The sequence below is a fragment of the Novosphingobium sp. BL-S-19 genome (assembly GCF_055521675.1).
This window is the reverse complement of record NZ_CM145497.1, coordinates 1,766,621-1,783,182: the sequence shown is the minus strand read 5'-3', so window position 1 is coordinate 1,783,182 and position 16,562 is coordinate 1,766,621. Positions and strand designations below refer to the sequence as shown.

Annotated in this window: 13 protein-coding genes and 3 pseudogenes; 2 read left to right on the top strand and 14 right to left on the bottom strand. The window is 62.5% G+C overall.

What is annotated here, in order from left to right:
• Positions 1–6 precede the first annotated feature (6 nt).
• The 8 genes from ACZ1JV_RS07515 to ACZ1JV_RS07480 form a co-directional block, all read right to left on the bottom strand.
• The gene (locus ACZ1JV_RS07515; protein ID WP_465149031.1) at positions 7–723 is read right to left on the bottom strand and encodes a YoaK family protein; all 717 of its coding nucleotides are present in this window, start codon (positions 721–723) and stop codon (positions 7–9) included.
• A gap of 105 nt (positions 724–828) precedes the next feature.
• On the bottom strand, positions 829–2,466 hold the full coding sequence (locus tag ACZ1JV_RS07510) for an alginate export family protein (RefSeq protein WP_465149030.1): 1,638 nt from the start codon (positions 2,464–2,466) through the stop codon (positions 829–831).
• Positions 2,384–2,812 carry a DoxX family protein gene (locus tag ACZ1JV_RS07505; RefSeq protein ID WP_465149029.1) on the bottom strand — a complete coding sequence of 143 codons (429 nt, stop codon included), beginning with the start codon at positions 2,810–2,812 and terminating at the stop codon, positions 2,384–2,386. Before ACZ1JV_RS07505 ends, ACZ1JV_RS07510 begins: the two co-directional genes overlap by 83 nt.
• A 3-nt stretch (positions 2,813–2,815) precedes the next feature.
• Positions 2,816–3,718, bottom strand: a complete 903-nt coding sequence (locus ACZ1JV_RS07500) for a glyoxalase (RefSeq protein WP_465149028.1) — start codon at positions 3,716–3,718, stop codon at positions 2,816–2,818.
• Between the two features lie 208 nt (positions 3,719–3,926).
• Positions 3,927–5,774 carry an amidohydrolase gene (locus ACZ1JV_RS07495; RefSeq protein WP_465149027.1) on the bottom strand — a complete coding sequence of 616 codons (1,848 nt, stop codon included), beginning with the start codon at positions 5,772–5,774 and terminating at the stop codon, positions 3,927–3,929.
• A 92-nt stretch (positions 5,775–5,866) separates the two neighbouring features.
• Positions 5,867–6,139: a DUF1427 family protein gene (locus tag ACZ1JV_RS07490; RefSeq protein ID WP_465149026.1), complete on the bottom strand. Its 273-nt coding sequence runs from the start codon at positions 6,137–6,139 to the stop codon at positions 5,867–5,869.
• Between the two features lie 26 nt (positions 6,140–6,165).
• Complete coding sequence (locus ACZ1JV_RS07485; protein ID WP_465149025.1) at positions 6,166–7,002, bottom strand: alpha/beta fold hydrolase; 837 nt, start codon at positions 7,000–7,002, stop codon at positions 6,166–6,168.
• A gap of 99 nt (positions 7,003–7,101) precedes the next feature.
• Entirely contained in the window at positions 7,102–7,761 is a 660-nt protein-coding gene (locus ACZ1JV_RS07480; RefSeq protein WP_465149024.1) for a hydrolase, read from the bottom strand.
• A 1,101-nt stretch (positions 7,762–8,862) separates the two neighbouring features.
• On the opposite strand from ACZ1JV_RS07480, the gene ACZ1JV_RS07475 reads away from it, so the two are divergent.
• On the top strand, positions 8,863–9,192 hold the full coding sequence (locus ACZ1JV_RS07475) for a hypothetical protein (RefSeq protein ID WP_465149023.1): 330 nt from the start codon (positions 8,863–8,865) through the stop codon (positions 9,190–9,192).
• Between the two features lie 356 nt (positions 9,193–9,548).
• Here the strand turns inward: ACZ1JV_RS07475 and ACZ1JV_RS07470 are convergent.
• Positions 9,549–10,366: pseudogene (locus tag ACZ1JV_RS07470) on the bottom strand (IS5 family transposase).
• 227 nt (positions 10,367–10,593) lie between these two features.
• Here ACZ1JV_RS07470 and ACZ1JV_RS07465 point away from each other — a divergent pair.
• Complete coding sequence (locus ACZ1JV_RS07465) at positions 10,594–12,087, top strand: Na+/H+ antiporter NhaC family protein (RefSeq protein WP_465149022.1); 1,494 nt, start codon at positions 10,594–10,596, stop codon at positions 12,085–12,087.
• Between the two features lie 179 nt (positions 12,088–12,266).
• Here the strand turns inward: ACZ1JV_RS07465 and ACZ1JV_RS07460 are convergent, their stop codons facing one another.
• The 5 genes and pseudogenes from ACZ1JV_RS07460 to ACZ1JV_RS07440 all read right to left on the bottom strand — a co-directional run.
• Positions 12,267–12,527, bottom strand: a complete 261-nt coding sequence (locus ACZ1JV_RS07460; RefSeq protein ID WP_465140314.1) for a hypothetical protein — start codon at positions 12,525–12,527, stop codon at positions 12,267–12,269.
• A 324-nt stretch (positions 12,528–12,851) separates the two neighbouring features.
• A pseudogene (locus tag ACZ1JV_RS07455) lies at positions 12,852–13,160 on the bottom strand (hypothetical protein); the annotation flags it as partial.
• A 174-nt stretch (positions 13,161–13,334) separates the two neighbouring features.
• Positions 13,335–14,576, bottom strand: a complete 1,242-nt coding sequence (locus tag ACZ1JV_RS07450) for a patatin-like phospholipase family protein (RefSeq protein ID WP_465149021.1) — start codon at positions 14,574–14,576, stop codon at positions 13,335–13,337.
• 388 nt (positions 14,577–14,964) lie between these two features.
• Positions 14,965–16,152: an autotransporter family protein gene (locus ACZ1JV_RS07445; RefSeq protein WP_465149020.1), complete on the bottom strand. Its 1,188-nt coding sequence runs from the start codon at positions 16,150–16,152 to the stop codon at positions 14,965–14,967.
• Between the two features lie 4 nt (positions 16,153–16,156).
• A pseudogene (locus ACZ1JV_RS07440) lies at positions 16,157–16,348 on the bottom strand (hypothetical protein); the annotation flags it as partial.
• Positions 16,349–16,562 lie beyond the last annotated feature (214 nt).

Genomic DNA, 16,562 nt, shown 5'->3' with positions numbered 1-16,562 from the left:
AGTAGTTCATGACCTGTGGGGGAAAGCTGTACCCGGATCACGTGCACACAGGAGGGTTGCGCCGAGGACTATGATGCCGGCAAGGACAAGGGGAACCGCAAGGCCAAAATGGAGCAACAGGAGCGCGCCCACGGCGGCACCAAGGAAGATCGACAGCACGGCAGTGAAGCGGCGCAGGAAGTTGGGCGAAGTACCGCGACCGGTCATGTCAGCGGCGATGCCGGTGATCGTCAGTGTCAGCACAGTGGTGGTGAGATCCGGCACCTTGAGCGATCGTACAGTGGCGTTGCGCAGGCCCATGGCGAACCCCGTAAGCACGATCACCGAGAGTACGGCGATCTCGGGTGCCTGCGCAGCGATGTCGATCTTCGTCGAGATGGCAGCGGCGATCCACAGCAGCGCGGCCTCGATCACGGCGGCCCATAGCAGCCAGCGACGCACCGGGAGGTCGACGTGCGAGCGAGCGAGCCGGCCCGCCCCCCAAGCGCCGACCATAAAGGCCAGCAACGCCATGACTGCGGGGATCACCTTGAAGCCTGGCGTTCCTGCCGCCGCGAAACCAAGAAAGACGACATTGCCGGTCATGTTCGCGGTGAAGACCTTGCCAAGCCCGAGCACGGATGCAGCGTCGACGAGCCCAGTCGTTGCGGACAGCAGCAGCAAAAGGCGGGGTAGGCTAGACTTTACGGGGGCGGCAGGGCCGGTAGCAGGCGTTGCGGTCATGTCGATCTCCGGTGGGATTGGATGTGTCAGTGGTCTAGGGACGCGGAAGGCCCTTAGAAATCCGAATAAAATTGTTCTGTTTGTTCGATGAATTGGAAATGCTGGTCAGAACCGGAAGTTGCTTTCGAGGCCGAGCATGTGGATGGTTTTCGCAGATCCGGTCTCGCGAATGAAGGCGCCCGGCGCGAAGGCGGATAGCGAAGCGGACAGTTCGAGTTCGGCGGTGGCCTGCCAGGCGATGGTGACTTCGGCTTCCTTGCCGACGAACTTCGCGCGGCTGTCTCCGGCGTTGCGGATCAGGTTGCCGGGGATGTCGTAGATCCCGTCCTCCCGCGAATAGCGCCAGTAGGCCATGGCCGCGAGGCTGGCCGAGACGTCCGGCGCCAGTTGCAGGCCGAGCGAGGAATAGGCGTTGACGATGTTGTAGGGGCCGACCGGGGAGAGTTCTCCGAAGTACTTGCCCTTGGGGAACATCGCATTGAACGTGCCGAGGCGGTTGTCGGCGCGGTTGCCATCGCCGCTGACGACGTTGACGCGCATGGTCAGGTCCGGCGCCAGCGGGGCGGCCGGGAAGGCGCGGCCCAGTTCGGTGCCCAGCGTCCAGGCCGAGATCGGGCCATTTGCGAAGCGGCCGAACTGGTAGACGCCCTCGACATTCCAGTGCCAATCGTCCCGCGTGCCGTGCCAACGCGCGCCGAGGCTGTGGCGGGTTTCGGTGCCCTCGCGGGTGGCCCAATGCGCCGCATCGTTGCGATAGCCGAGGTAGTAGAGGTCGAGATCGGGCAGCGTGGCATAGGCGCCCCACAGCGACTTGTCGGGCGAAGTGCGGTCGTTGAAGTCCCCCTTGCGCGCCTGCACCGGGCGCACGGCCAGCAGGCTGACTTTGGCCGTGCCCAGCTTTACGTCCGCGCGCACGCCATCGAAGGCGAGCGGCACGTTGGGGCCGTAGCGCGTGCCGATCAGCCGCTCGGTGCCGAGCGAGAGCATCTGCCGCCCGCCGCGCAGGGTCACGGGGCCAAGGTCGGCCTCGGCAAAGCCCTGCAGCAGATCGACACCGCTTCCGTCCACTGGGCCGGGCGAAGGAGCGACGCCGATCGAGGTGGAGGCGATGGGCTGCACGAAGGCGCGCAGCTTGCCGACATGGAGGTCCGCATAGGGCAAGGCGCGCAGCCAGACATAGCTGTCGTTGGGAGCCTCGGCACTGCCCCAGAGGTTGTTCTCCAGGTTCTCGTTACGCGCGCGCAGTTCGATACCGGTGGAGAGCCAGACGTCATCGCTGATGGGGATGTATTTGAACGGACCGGTCCAGTGGTGGCCGCGCTTTTCGGCGTCGGCAAGATCGGACCAGTCTTCGTCGTAGCGGGTGATGGAAAGGGTGGGGGCTTGCCAGGCTTCGGTGGGTTCGGCGTGGGCCAGTGTGGGGGCTAGTGTGGGGGCAAGGCACGCGGCTAGTAAGGTTGCCGCCGAAAATGCCGTCTTTACGCTTGGCTTTCCGCCGTCATCCCCGCCCTTCGGCTGGCCGGCAGGCCGGCCGCTCAGGGTGAACTGCCGGTAGGGCAGGCGGGGATCCCGCTTTCCTTCTTTCGTGCGTGGCAGAAGGAAGCGGGGCCCCCGCCTTCGCGGGGGCGACGAGGGATTTTGGGAACACGCAACGGACGCTTCAGGCACGGCTCTTCGCCCGGTGGGCAAGGATAGCCACGAGAATGAAGCCGCCGACCAGCCCCATGTGCTCGAAGAAGGCATTGGTGGCGCCGAAGCGCTCGGGCCCGGCGGGCATGGCCCAGAAGGCATTGGCGACCAGCGCGGCGAAGAAGGTGAACACGCCGAGCATGCCCGCGCCCAGCCAGACGAGGCGGCCGCTCAGGATCAGCAGCGGACCCACGAGTTCCACCGCGATGGTTAGCGCGGCCCAGAGCGCGGGCGGGGTCAGGCCGAAGTGGGCCTGCTCCGCCACCGCGCCCTGCCAGTCGGTGAGCTTGGTGAGCCCGCCGACGAGGTAGGCCCCCACCAGCAGGAGGCGGGCAAGGAAGCCCGTCGGCGCGAAGTCCAGCACCGATGCGACGAATTTGGGCGTACCGGTGCCGGACATCGCTCAGTTCGCCCCGTTCGCGTGGATCTCGGCGATGTAGCCGCCGGGGAAGCGGACGATGGCGGCCTGGCGCTTTCCTGTCGAATAAGGCGCGACCAGCGTTTCCACGCCTGCCGCCGATGCCTTGGCGAGCGTCGCGTTGAGATCGCTGACGGCATAGCCGGTCATGTCGCGGCCATAGGGCCAGGGCAGCTGGCCGTCCGAGACGTAGACCACCATCTTGCCGTAGCCGCTGGTGAGCGCGACGCGGCGGATGGTTTTGCCGGGCTCGCCGATCTCGGCGCCATCGGCGGCCTTGTCGTCGGCGGTGACTTTGGCGTGGGCGAAGCCGGTCCAGCCCTTGATGAAGGTGTCGGCGGCATCGACGGTCAGGTAGACGCGGTTCTCCGGCACCGTTTCAAGCGCGGTGTAGCTGGGCTTGGCGGTGTGCCCGTAGAGCTGCATGTTCACGCCGCCCGGCCACTGGATCACCGAGTCCCGGCCGATCGGGTCGGGGAAGGTTTCCAGGCGGCGCACCGCGCCGTGGCTGACAGCAGACTTCACCGCGCCGTCGAGGTCGGTGACCAGATAGCCGGTGCGCTCATCGCCGAAGGGGTAGGGGATCGGCGTCTTGAAGCCGAACACCGAGACGGTGCCCACCGGCGTCAGCACGAGCTGCGACTTGGTGAGGCTCTTGGTCGGCGTCACCTGGAACTCGCCCTGCTTGCTGGTGGTGCCGCCGAACGTGGCGACGAAGCTGGCAACGAAGGTGTCGAACTGGTCCTGCGGCACGTAGACGTGGGTAGTGTCGTACTGCGCGCCGACCGCGTAGTCGGCTGCGGCGGCAGGCTTGGCGATGGCGGCGGGGACGGCGATCGGGCTGGCGGCGATCACGGCAGTGGCGAAGAGGAAGGCAAAGCGCTTCATCACAGGTCTCCTGGGAGAATTTGGGGGGCGAGTTTCATCGTCGTCTCGGATGCGCCCACATCCGCCGCGAGGGGCGGGAGTGGGCTTGCCGGGAACGGTGTAGGGCGCGAGCGAACAGCTATCGATCCGAATAATATCGTTCGATATGTTCGAAGTTATGGAAAAGTCGATCTTGCGGCCCCTCCTCGCTCGGAGGGGCCGCAAGGGATCAGACCGCCCAGCAGCCGCAGCCGAGCGATCCCCAGAAGGTCTGGACATCGGCGGCGGGCACGTTGGCGCCGAGCGCGGCGGCATGGTCGTGGCCGTGGACGCCGCAGGAGCTGGCGCAGCCGCAGGCCGAAGCGAGCTTCTGCTGGGCTTCGGGCGTCTGGTAATAGCCGCCGAAGGTGGCGACCGGCGACCAGTCGGGCATCGGGCGGGGCAGCTGCGGGGCGAGCGGGCGGTAGTCGCCTTCACCGTGCACCACCTTGCCGCCGAGCACGGTCAGTACCGAACGGATGTGGACGATGTCGTGCTCGGGCACCGCGAAGAAGTCGTCGGAGAGCAGCGCGAGGTCGGCCAGCTGGCCGGCCTTGATCTGGCCCTTCTTGCCGATCTCGTTCGAGAACCAGGTGTTCTCGTGCGTCCACATGGCCAGCGCCTTCTCGCGGCTGACGCGGTTGGCATTGGGGTAGAGGCGCAGGCCGCCCACGGTGCGGCCCGAGACCAGCCACGAGAGCGAGACCCACGGGTTGTAGCTGGCGACGCGGGTGGCGTCGGTGCCGGCGCCCACGGGAATGCCGGCGGAGATCATCTTGGCGATCGGCGGGGTGCGCTCGGCCGCCTTGGCGCCGTAGCGCTCGACGAAGTCCTCGCCCTGATAGGCCATGCGGTGCTGCACGGCGATGCCGCCGCCCAGCGCGGCGATGCGGTCGATGTTGCGGTCGGAGATGGTCTCGGCATGGTCGAAGAACCAGTTGATGCCTTCGAGCGGAATGTCGCGGTTGACCTTCTCGTAGACGTCGAGCGCGCGGCCGATGGTCTCGTCATAGGTCGCGTGGAGGCGCCAGGGCCAGCGGTGCTCGGCGAGCAGGCGGATGACCGGTTCGAGGTCGCCTTCCATGCTCGGCGCCATGTCCGGGCGGGGCTGGCGGAAGTCCTCGAAGTCGGCGGCGGAATAGACCAGCATCTCGCCCGCGCCGTTGTGGCGATAGGTGTCGTCGCCCTGGCCCGGGGTGACCTGCTTCACCCAGCCGGCGAAGTCCGCGAGTTCCTCCTTCGGCTTCTGGGTGAAGAGGTTGTAGCTGATGCGCACGGTCAGCTGGTCCTCGGCGTGGAGCTTCTCGATGATCTCGTAGTCGTCGGGATAGTTCTGGAAGCCGCCGCCCGCGTCGATCACGCCGGTCACGCCCAGCGCGTTCACTTCGCGCATGAAGTGGCGCGTGGAGTTGACCTGGTACTCCTGCGGCAGCTTGGGGCCCTTGGCGAGGGTGGAATAGAGGATCGTCGCATTGGGCTGGGCGAGCAGCAGGCCGGTGGGGTTGCCGCTTGCATCGCGCACGATCTCGCCGCCCGGCGGGTTCGGCGTGTCCTTGGTATAGCCCACGACGCGCAGCGCGGCGGCGTTCAGCAGCGCACGGTCGTAGAGGTGGAGGATGAAGACCGGCGTATCGGGGGCGACGGCGTTCAGTTCCTGAATCGTCGGCAGGCGCTTTTCTGCGAACTGGTGCTCGGTAAAGCCGCCGACGACGCGGACCCACTGCGGAGCAGGCGTGTTGTCGACCTGCTTCTTCAGCATCGCCATCGCTTCCGACAGGCTGGTCACGCCGTCCCAGCGCAGTTCCATGTTGAAGTTCAGACCGCCACGGATGATGTGCATGTGGCTGTCGATCAGGCCGGGGATCAGGCGGCGGCCCTTGGCGTCGATCACTGAGGCGCCGGGGGCGGCGGCTTCGCACGCTTCCTGTTCGCTGCCGATGGTCAGGAACTTGCCGTCCCGGATGACCACGGCTTCGGCCTGCGGGTTCTCGCGGTCGAGCGTGGTGACCTTGGCGTTGATGATGATCGTGTCGGTCATGCGGGCTTCCTTGGATCGGGCAGTCTGGCTGGTAAGCAGAGAGGGCAGGAGCGACGAGGCCGCCGCTCCCAAGAATGTATGGCGGCGGGTAATCACGCTTCGCTCTTGTGGTCGGCGGTGCGGCAAGGGAACTTGTCGCCCGGCAGACGGCCAAGAACGTGCTTGCGGCAGTCCGTCTGAACGAACTGGGCGACTTCCTCGTGCGTCCAGATCTTTTTAGCGAGGGGAACGATCTGTTCGCCCAGCAGGATACCCAGAAGCCCGATCAGCGCAATCATCGGCGGCGCCGGCGAACGGACGCCGAGGAGACTGTAGACGATACCAACCAGCAACCCAGCAGCGATCGAGAGAAGGTAGGCTTTCATGGTTCAGTCTCCCCGGAGTCTTGAGCTTAGGCCTGCACGAAGGCGAGCAGGTCGGGGTTGATCACGTCGGCGTGGGTGGTCAGCATGCCGTGCGGATAGCCCTCGTAGATCTTGAGCGTCGCATTCGGCAGGATCTCCGCCTGCAGCACGCCGGCGTTCTTGTACGGCACCACCTGGTCATCATCGCCATGCAGGACGAGGGTGGGGACGGTGATCGCCTTCAGATCCTCGGTCTGGTCGGTTTCCGAGAAGGCCCTGATACCTTCGTAGTGAGCCTTGGCGCTGCCGGTCATGCCCTGGCGCCACCAGTTGTCGATCACGGCGGGCAGCACGTTCGCGCCGTCGCGGTTGAAGCCGTAGAACGGGCCGGCGGCAACGTCGCGGAAGAACTGCGAGCGGTTGGCGGCCAGCCCGGCGCGCAGGCCGTCGAACACTTCGATCGGCAAGCCGCCCGGATAGGCTTCCGTCTTGAGCATGATCGGCGGTACGGCGCTGACCAGCACGGCCTTGGCGACGCGGCCCTGCGGGATGCCGTAGCGGGCAACATAGGCCGCCACCTCTCCGCCGCCCGTCGAGTGGCCGATGTGGACCGCGTTCTTGAGGTCCAGATGCTCCATCACCGCGGCGGCATCGGCAGCGTAGTGGTCCATGTCGTGACCCTCGCTCACCTGTTCCGAGCGGCCGTGGCCGCGGCGGTCATGGGCGACGACGCGATAGCCCTTGGAGAGGAAGAACAGCATCTGCGCATCCCAGTCGTCCGACGAGAGCGGCCAGCCGTGGTGGAAGACGATCGGCTGTGCATCCTTGGGGCCCCAATCCTTGAAGAAGATTTCGACGCCGTCCTTGGTGATTACGTATGCCATGATGCTGATCCTTCAGCGGGTTGGGAGATAGAAGGGTGGGGACCGGCGGCCTTCGGTGAGGGCCGGATGGGGGGATTGGCTGCCGGTCCCGAGCTGAACTTAGTGCGCGCCTTCGGAAGCGCCGAACATGGTCTTGGCGTAGTTGATGCCGATGCCGTAAGCGCCGCCCCACTTCTTCGCGATGCCGGTGGTGCTGTCGTAAGTTTCGGTCCGCGCCCAGTCGCGCTGCAGTTCAAGCAGGTACTGGAGGGAGGTCATCGGCACGGCGCCGAGCTGGATCATGCGCTCGACCGCACGCTCATGCGCTTCGGTCGAGATGTCGCCGCAGGCATCGGTGATCACGTAGGCTTCGAAGCCCTGATCGATGGCCGAGGCGACCGGGCCAACGATGCAGACCGAGGTCCACAGGCCGGCGAAAACGATGCGCGGCTTGGCGATACGGTTGATCTCGCAGATGACAGCTTCGTCTTCCCAGGTGTTCATGCTGGTGCGGTCGAGCAGTTCCTGGCCCGGAAAGGCTTCGGTGATCTCGTCGAACATCGGGCCGGAGAAGCTCTTTTCGGCAACCGTGGTGAGAATGGTGGGGACATTGAAGGACTTGGCGCCGCGCGAGATCAGGGCGGCGTTGTTGCGGAGCAGTTCCGCCGAGATCGACTTCGTGGCGAAGGCCATCTGCGACTGGAAATCGATCAGGACGAGCGCGTGATTGTCGGGCGAAATGAGCGACTTGCCGGGGGTGGCGGTAGCGGTGAGCGTCATTGGTAGTGTCCTCCTGTTGCTGGCCGATTGGCCCGGTGAGAGACTTTTGGAGAGAATTTCTCTTTCCAAAAAGACGTATAAAATTGACCGATAAATTCGAGATTATAGAAAAGTGTGTGGAAGGCTGGTAGCGGCCCGGCGGCTATGGCTGGTTGATGTGCAGCTTATGGCTGCTTTCAGGAGGCGGGCGAAACCAACCATTCGTATACACTCGAATGGGGGGATCGGCCGGAGGACGCGCAGCTGAATGGCCGGCGGTGTTTGGCCAGACGCAGATCCCTGCCTCATGCTGCAAATCCAATTCGAATTGCCGCAATTACCGTTCGGACAGTTATCGGCAAAGTGATCTGCCAGCTTCAGGGGTTAAGGCGTCATGCCGTGCAGGCGGACCATTTTCCGAGAGCAAGGTCAGCACCTGTCTCTGCCGGTAGCGTGAGCACGAGGTGGAAGTAGTCCACCGGCAGCAGGTCGGCCTCGCGCTCTTCCAGCCAGGCACGCGCGGAGCCTCCGTTGCGATGGCGACAAATTCACACCATCACATGCCGGGACCAAACACTTGATGTATAAGGGACTGCGCACGCTTGGCCTTGCGGAATTCAGATCGTAGGATCTGTCGGAAGTCGCCTGAAGGTACGCCGCGCGGTATTCGTCTGCAGCAGTTCCGGAGCTCGAACCCGTTATGGGAATGCTCGATTTGGTGGCGGCAAGGTGACTGGAATTAGGCAAATACCCCGAGGCTTGCAGGGGTTATTCCCGATAGCTTGGAATAAAATGGACGATAACCTCAAGCAGGCGTCGGGCGAAGCGTCACCCGCTCGCAGCCGGGATGCTTCGACTTTCAAAGTGACGGTGGCCTCGGTTCTCAGGTGAGCAAAAGCGCGCCACATTTTCATCTGCGAAGTGCTTCGGCGCTGGATCGCAGTCGTCGAGCGTTGCGGTGCGTTTTCCGACTGAGCGCGGATTGGATGCTCTTCAGTGGCCGCAGTTGAACCTGCCTGTGAGTTTGAAGCAGCTGCGCGGGGGCTCGCGCGGACTGTAAAGTGCTTAGGTATAGGAAAAATTTCGCCCTTGCGTCGCTTTGCCTGGTTAGGAGCAAGTTCGATGAAGGAGTTTAAGTTTGTTTTCCTTGTCAGCACAGCATCGATCTTGATGTTGACGGGCTGCACTCCCAAGACCGGCGTGTCGACCTTTTCGCAAAATGAGGTCGGGCAAGTCGCGCAGGTCCAGTTTGGGAGCGTTACGGCTATTCGTGAGGTCGAAATTCGGCCGGGCCAGACGAGACTGGGAACGATCGCCGGAGGCGCATTGGGTGCCATTGGCGGCAGCCAGATCGGCCGCAGCACTGCGGCCAATGTTGCGGGCGGGGTTGCTGGAGCCGTTGCAGGCGGCGCAGTCAGCAGCGCTGTCCAGTCCGCACGATCACGGTGCTGACTCCTGAGCAAGTTGCCGCGCTTCCGGGGCGAGAACGGCCATAAGCATATTTATCTGTTTCGCATCCCGCAGACAGGGCCTGCGTCTTGATCTTGCCTGAACCATGGACGGGTAAATCTCCCTCCGTTAGCTTTCATTCCGACTGCAAACACTTCTGCCCGAACAGGGGAGCCTATTCGTCGGCGCAAATTTGTTCGCTATTGAAGGCATCGCACTAAGCTTGAAGTAGACGGCTCCAATCCCGCCATCGCTGCACAAGGCAGACAGGGACATGTCGATCAAACCCTCCGATCTCGTTCGGCCGCCATCCTATCTCGATGCGCTGACACCGCTGATCGTGCTCACTGTGATGATCACTAGGCGGCGTGGACAAATTTGAGCCAGTATCTGGCGGTAGCGATATGAACCATGCCGAGGAAGCTGTTGGCAAGCTGGTCGTAGCGGGTGGCGATGGCGCGATTGATCTTGAGGTGGCCGAACATGCGCTCAATGCGGTTGCGCTGCACGTAGAGCGCCCGGTCATGTTCGATTTTCACGCGGCGGTTTGACCGGCCAGGAATGACGGCCTCGATTTTCCGCTTGGCGAGATCGGCACGGATGGAATCGGCGTCGTAGCCCTTGTCGGCGAGCAGGGCGTCGGGCGTGCGCTCGGGCAAAGCTATGAGCGCATCATACGCCTTGCAGTCTGCCGCTTCCCCGACCGTCAGGTGGAAGGCAAGCGGTCGCCCGAGGGCATCAGCCAGGCAGTGAAGCTTACTGGTGAACCCGCCCCGCGAGCGGCCAAGAGCGCGTCGATGAGTCCCCCTTTTCCGCCCGCTGCCGAGACGTGGGCGCGGACTGTTGTGCTGTCGATGCTGTAGTGGCCGCTGTCCGCCATAATCTCGGCCAGCGTCACCGCCACGATTTCCCAAACCCCGGCTTCGCTCCAGCGCCGGAACCGGCGATAGATCGTGTTCCAACTGCCGTATTTGGGCGGCACGTCGCGCCACGGAGCACCGCAGCGAAGCCGCCAAAGAATACCGTTGATGATCGATCGGTTCTGCTCGGGCGGCCTGCCTCTGCCACGGTTCTCGGACTCGATCGGCAGCAAGTCCTTTAGGATGCGCCATTCCGCCTCGGTAAGATCGCCCCTGCTCAAGCCTGCCTCCAAAAAGCAGCCTTGAATCAACTTCATCGCCTTACGTCAATCGCTGCGCGCCTTTCCAGCGGTTCGATTGCGAAAGCCGCTGCTTTCCGAGATAAGGTGCCTATGATAGCCACGCCAATAGACGAAGCTGTGCCCAAGGCATCGACATTGAAGCTGGCGGTCATGGGCTTTCTGACGCTCTGGTGCCCCTATATCTTTGTCTGGTTCATCCAAAAACCGGAATACCCATCGACGTTCCGCAGGGCCTTCACGGCATGGGCGATCTTTTGGTGCGGGTGCGCAGTGCTGTTCTTCGTCGTGCAATTTGCGACGGGCGATCAACCCAGATAAACGCCGAGCCTCGCACCCTTAATTTGTCAACGCCGCCTAGCTCGGTCGCGCTGTTCGGTCTTGAAGCCATCAACGGGCCTATCCAGGTGGGCCTCTTCCTTTCGGCCATGATTACGGCCCTGATCGTCGCGAAGAATGGCCATCCCTGGGAAGCCATCGCCAAGGCCGGGCGACAGGGGATTTCCTCTGTCGTCGATGCCATCTTCATCCTTTTCGCCGTGGGGGCGCTGATCGGCGCCTGGAATATGTCCGGGACGATTCCGACGCTGGTCTACTACGGCATCCTGATGATCCACCCCAACTGGTTCTACCTCGCGGCAATCCTGGTCTCGGCAGGCATTTCGCTGGGGATCGGCAGTTCGTGGACCACTGCGGGAACGATCGGCGTCGGCCTTGTGGGGCTTGCCATAATGGTCGGCGTATCCCCTGCCATTACAGCCGGCGCTGTGATTTCGGGATGCTATGTCGGCGAAAAGATGTCGCCCCTTTCGGAAACCGCAATCCTCAGCGCGCAGATCACCGGAACAGATACTTATGCGCACTTGCGGCAGCAGGCCTGGACATCGCTGCCAGCCCTGGCGATCGCCGTGCTCCTGTTCCTCGCGCTGGGTTTCACCGATGGCACGCGTGGTCTCGATGAAACGGTAATCTCCTCTGAACTCGGCGCCCTCAACGGGTTGTTCTGGATCACCCCGTTAAACCTCCTGCCCTTGTTGATGCTGGTGTTCCTTTCCGTCCGCAGGGCGCCGGCTTCATTGGCCATCATGCTCTCCGCCCTGTTTGCCGTGGCGATGGCCCCCTTCACACAGCCTGATGCCATACTGCGCTTCCTGGCCGATTCCAGCATCAGCACACCCGTCGCTTTCGTGAAGGGGGGCTGGCTGGCCCTTGCCAACGGTTATCAGGCAAACTCCGGCATTTCGATGGTCGACGATTTGCTGTCCCGCGGCGGGATGTCTTCCATGCTGACCACCATCTGGCTGATCCTGGGCGCGCTGGTTTTCGGAACGCTGCTCGATGAGTTCGGGCTCATGGCCAAGCTTATCACTCCGGTGCTGACGCGTGCGAAATCGACCGGCAGCCTTATTGCCACAGTGGTGGGTACCGCGCTGGGGCTGAATCTGGTTTCCGGCGACCAATATGTCGCCGTCGTTCTTCCGGCGCGCCTGTTCCGGGAAGAATTTGAGCGGCGCAATCTGGCCAGCACCAACCTGTCGCGCGCGGTGTGCGACGCTGGCAGCGTAACATCGCCGCTAATCCCCTGGAATTCCTGTGGCGCATATATGGCTGCGGTACTTGGCGTCCCGACGATGCTTTATCTGCCGTACTGCTTCTTCAACATAGCCAGCCCTTTGCTTACGCTTTGCCTGGGCTATTCGGGGTTCAGAATTCTCCGAAATCGTGCAGCCATGGAATGATATGATTTAGGCGAACTGGCGATAGAACACGGATCAGTCCGGGCGCGCCGCCGACTGGCGGGTTTGCCGCTGATCCCGCACTTGTCAAACAGCGCCCGCGAGGGGGGCTGCGCATCCTCTCCGAGGCGCAAATGGGCATAGTCAGCGCGAACGCCGCAGCAGCCTAATGTCGTCATGGATCAATTTCGAAAATCCAGTTCCACTACCCGTGTGGGAGTGGCGCGGCAAAACAGCGGCAGAATCCGTTCTGAGTCGGGGTAGGTTGCGATCAGTTGGGCGCGGAAGCGCCAGCCGCCATTGCCCGGCTCGATATGATTCAATCGATCGAAGCGGACTTGGGACCCACCGGTAATGCCCACCTGGCGTGCGGCCTCCAACAGGCAGGTATTCATCGACGGGCGGGCATCGGGCGGCAGCGCCCCCAGATCCGCAACGACCACTGCGGGCGGGCCCGGTGGGAACGGCCCAGACGGAGGCTGAGGCTGAGGCTGCGGCTGGGGCTCTGCCGGGGGTGGCGTCGGTGCGGGTGGGACCGGCGTAGTCGGCTGCGGAGGTGGAGGCGCGCTGCCGGTGGACGATCGGTTTCGATTGTTGAGCAAGGCCACAAGCCCGGCGGCGACAGCCACGCCGCCAATGACCGCGCCTGTGCTCAGACCCCCGCCGCTGCTATTGTTTCCGCTGCCCGGTCGGTCGTTCCAATAATTGTTGCCGCGGCCATAACCGAAAGTGCCGCGACAGTTATGGGAAACCCAGATTTGGCGCTGGTCGTACCCCCAACTTCGTCCCCGCGTACATGCCGATGAGTTGCTGAGCAGTTCGACGCGATTTTCCGTTCTTGCGTTGCATCGTTGGATCCGGTTGTTCCGGGATTCGCAGGTCAGGCGTCCCGCAAAGCCATCCGGCCGGTTCGGTGGGCGCGACGGAGGGGTGGGTACGGGTTCAGGCAAGGGAACCGGTCGCTGCGTTCCGGGAGGGCGCGTGGCTGGACGGTCCACTTGCGCCGGAAGCGTCTGGACCGGCACGTCCGGTGACGATTGAGCGGTTAGTGAACTCGTTGGCTGCGCGGTCAGCATTGCCGTTGCCGCGATCACCGTAACCTTACCCCTCATCGCATTTCTCTCAGGAAAGGAGGCGGAATCGGAAGTGATCTGTCTGGCGACCATAATCCTACAACCAAACACAAACAATACGAATTGACGGCGATCAAAAGGCGGGGGGAATGACCACCGCAGGTACCTAACTTGTACTCACGGTAGCCCATCAAAACCCGGGGGCGATCTTTGCCATGGATACCCTGCGAGCCCCATTTTCTCGCCCGTCGTATAAAGGGCTTGCATATACGCCTTGTCGAATTCCTCCGCGTGGGGGTGATCGAAGCTCTTGGGTATGTAGGCCAGATTGAAGGCGACGTCGTCGCGCTGGGTAGTCGTGTAAATTCGATAGAGATCACCGATGCCTTGCGTCTGGGTCAATGAGGACAATGCCCGCATTGCGATCGACATTGTCTTGCGCTCTACCTCTGCCCAATCCGGATCGAGGCGCGCGTTGCGGATGATATACAGGGTCCTTTGACGGTGCTGCAACTCGTTGCCGGCCACTGATCGTAACGAGGGCGGGTAGAAAAAGACCTGCGCGACCGTGCCACCGTCCGCGTGCATTTCCTGATGGGCTACACCGTTGACGGTGACATTGATCATCACCGGCGGAAATACCCCGGGAATGGATGCCGAGGCCACAAGAACACGGCGGAAAAGCTCCGATGCGCCAGGATCGGGGCTGGCCGCAATCGCAGTCATGTTCCAGACGACTGGCTCGAGGGTGTCGAGATCTGTTGTTGCAACCAACAGCAGCCGCCCCTTGGCGTACTCGGCGGCAATGGCATCCAGTAGTGGCTTGTTAACGAAGCGTGTGACGAGCTGCATCAGAGGGGTCGTATCTGCCATCCCATCGCTGAAAAAGCCCTTGATCAGTCCGCGCTTCTTCATGATGTCGGCCTGCGTTATGGTCGTATAGACCTCCGTCAATTGCTTGTCGTAGTCCGGGCCCAGGAAAGCGAAGGGCGCTGTAAGGGCGCCGGTGCTGATCCCGGTTACGACCTTAAAGGATGGCCGCGTTCCCGACGCGCTCCAACCATTGAGCAGGCCGGCACCAAAGGCGCCATTGTCCCCACCGCCAGAGATTGCCAGATATGAGGCTGGCGGCAGTGGGCCGGTGCCGCCTTGAGATGCGAGGTAAGCTATCTCCTTCTTTTGAGCGGAGATCGCTTCTTCGGCAAATGGCCCAACATCCCGTGTCACCATGAACCGGATCTTGCCGAAGCCCGGATCAGCAAGTGTGGTTTGCGCCTGAGGAACCGCAGCCTCGCGCTTTAGCGAGGCGCATCCTGACACGCTGATTGGCAGTGCCAAGGCGACGAGCATCACCCGCAGCCAACGGATAAATTGTCTGCGGTTTCGGGTTCGGGCTTGGCTATCGATATGTTGGGTCACGCGTCACGCCATCTTGGGGACTGATTATGTGACGTTACCTAAGTTTGCCGTGCAGGGGGATCGATGGAAACCCTCAGAAGGGCCAGCACTTACCCGATTTGATCGATGTTAGCCGATGTTGCGATGACCGTTTGAACTCACCGGCGCTTGCCGACCGGTAGCTCGGGACATGATCTGCCCAGCTGCTCTGGGCGAAGGAGAGACCGGTATCCAAATACGCGGCGGTGATCCTTTATAATCATGGCGTTTGCCCGGTTCGGCGCCGAACGCCAGTTTGGCATCGGATCAGAATTGGCGGGATCCTCGCCGTCGATCAAATCGCAGTTTCCCCGGCAATCCGGGAAACGTGCGCGACCCCAGGTTTCCTAACGCTCCATCACTCAGGAGCTTACCGCCAATTCACACGAACGCCGACTTTGCCTGTCCAGGCATGGCTGTCAGCATTGAAGGCTTCTTCGTAACTGCCCTGTCCGAACAAGGTGAGTTGCGGATGGAGGAGGAAACTGATTCCAGCGCCCACCTGCCACCAAGTGACGGGTGGGTGGGTTTCGAAGGGTACATAACCGTCTGCGGAGGAGAATTCCGTGCTGAACCCACCCAGGAACTCGTGCCAGATATTACCGCGCAGCCATCCTTCGAGATCGCCTTCATGCGCCAATCGGAAGCCGGCGCGGCCAGTCAGCGAATCGAGGTCCCGGAAGCGGACATTTGCGGCCGGATCATCAAAGGCGTCGATGTTGAAGGTCTGGTAGATCAGCTGAACCTGAGGTTCCAGCTTCCAGTCATCGTCGATCGGGACTGGGTAGCCACCCTCTGCAGAAAGCGCCAGGCCGAAGCCGTTGGTCTTTACCCTTTGCAATCTGAGCGAGCGCATTCGGATGTCGTGCCAGCTGGCTTGTCCTACGAGGTCCAGGTAAGCGCCGTTCGGTTCAAAGTGCGTCCAGAACACCCCGATCGACCAGCTTTGCATGCCGACCTTTCCGGCCCGGAATTTGAAATCGATCAGATTGTGGTCGATTTCTGCATCCATCGTTCCCCAACTGCCGATGATGCCGGCGTGGTCGCGGTTTCCTTCACTGCCGTCATCGCGCTTTTCGGTATGACGATAGACGTCAAGACCGAGTTGAAATGCGATCATGTCCGATTTGTAGGAAGGGCCATTGTCACCGTAAATGCCGAGTGCATCGCCGCTCGTATGGCCATGCCGAATAATCGTGCGGCCCCATATTCCGTTGGTCCACTTGTCTGAATCGGCGAGCGCGGGGTTGTCTCGGATCTGCTCTTCGTCACCGACCCGTTCGTGCAAGGTATCGAGAATCTGCCTGCCGTAAATCGCGAGCATCGCCGGCACCGCCGAATAGACCGAGGTTTCCTGGCGGTAATATGGCCTGGGCGTTGGGGCGGGGGTTGGTGTCGGAGTTGGGGTCGGGGTTGGGGTTGGGGTCGGGGTCGGGGTTGGCGTCGGTGTGGGTGTCGGAGTTGGAGTTGGAGTTGGAGTTGGAGTTGGAGTTGGAGTTGGAGTTGGAGTTGGAGTTGGTGATCTGCAGCCGGCTCGAACCCGTCCCCGTGCCACCATCGATTACCAATAGGTCCGACGGCGAGCCATCGCCGGCGAGATAGGTGTGAAGGCCGATCAACCCGGCGTTGCCGGAATAGTGAACGGTAGTCAGTGTCTTGTAGCTCGCGGCGCTGGTCGGATCACCGATGGGCGGCGTGTAGAAAATACCGCTTTGCGCGTTCGATAGGTTGGTGAGGTTCGAACTGCCGCTCATGTCCCAGCGCGTCTGGTCGTTCAGCGAGACGTTGGAAATACTGCCCGGAAGAGTGATCGCTGCTCCCGTAACCGTGGAGGCCCGGATATCGATGTCGGTCGCGCCCGGCACGCTGACTGCTGCCGGGGATGCTATGCTGGCGAGTGTAAAGGCGGGCACGGGTGGATCGTCATCGACGTCACCCAGAATCCCGGGTTCGGCAAGCAGGGAGGGG

What these genes read in the sequence shown, in the direction of transcription:
- ACZ1JV_RS07495 (WP_465149027.1), bottom strand. Translation starts at nt 5,774, where the DNA reads ATGACCGACACGATCATCATCAACGCCAAGGTCACCACGCTCGACCGC.
- ACZ1JV_RS07485 (WP_465149025.1), bottom strand. Translation starts at nt 7,002, where the DNA reads ATGGCATACGTAATCACCAAGGACGGCGTCGAAATCTTCTTCAAGGAT.
- ACZ1JV_RS07490 (WP_465149026.1), bottom strand. Translation starts at nt 6,139, where the DNA reads ATGAAAGCCTACCTTCTCTCGATCGCTGCTGGGTTGCTGGTTGGTATC.
- ACZ1JV_RS07505 (WP_465149029.1), bottom strand. Translation starts at nt 2,812, where the DNA reads ATGTCCGGCACCGGTACGCCCAAATTCGTCGCATCGGTGCTGGACTTC.
- ACZ1JV_RS07445 (WP_465149020.1), bottom strand. Translation starts at nt 16,152, where the DNA reads ATGGTGGCACGGGGACGGGTTCGAGCCGGCTGCAGATCACCAACTCCA.
- ACZ1JV_RS07465 (WP_465149022.1), top strand. Translation starts at nt 10,594, where the DNA reads ATGGGCGATCTTTTGGTGCGGGTGCGCAGTGCTGTTCTTCGTCGTGCA.
- ACZ1JV_RS07500 (WP_465149028.1), bottom strand. Translation starts at nt 3,718, where the DNA reads ATGAAGCGCTTTGCCTTCCTCTTCGCCACTGCCGTGATCGCCGCCAGC.
- ACZ1JV_RS07480 (WP_465149024.1), bottom strand. Translation starts at nt 7,761, where the DNA reads ATGACGCTCACCGCTACCGCCACCCCCGGCAAGTCGCTCATTTCGCCC.
- ACZ1JV_RS07515 (WP_465149031.1), bottom strand. Translation starts at nt 723, where the DNA reads ATGACCGCAACGCCTGCTACCGGCCCTGCCGCCCCCGTAAAGTCTAGC.
- ACZ1JV_RS07475 (WP_465149023.1), top strand. Translation starts at nt 8,863, where the DNA reads ATGAAGGAGTTTAAGTTTGTTTTCCTTGTCAGCACAGCATCGATCTTG.
- ACZ1JV_RS07510 (WP_465149030.1), bottom strand. Translation starts at nt 2,466, where the DNA reads ATGCCTTCTTCGAGCACATGGGGCTGGTCGGCGGCTTCATTCTCGTGG.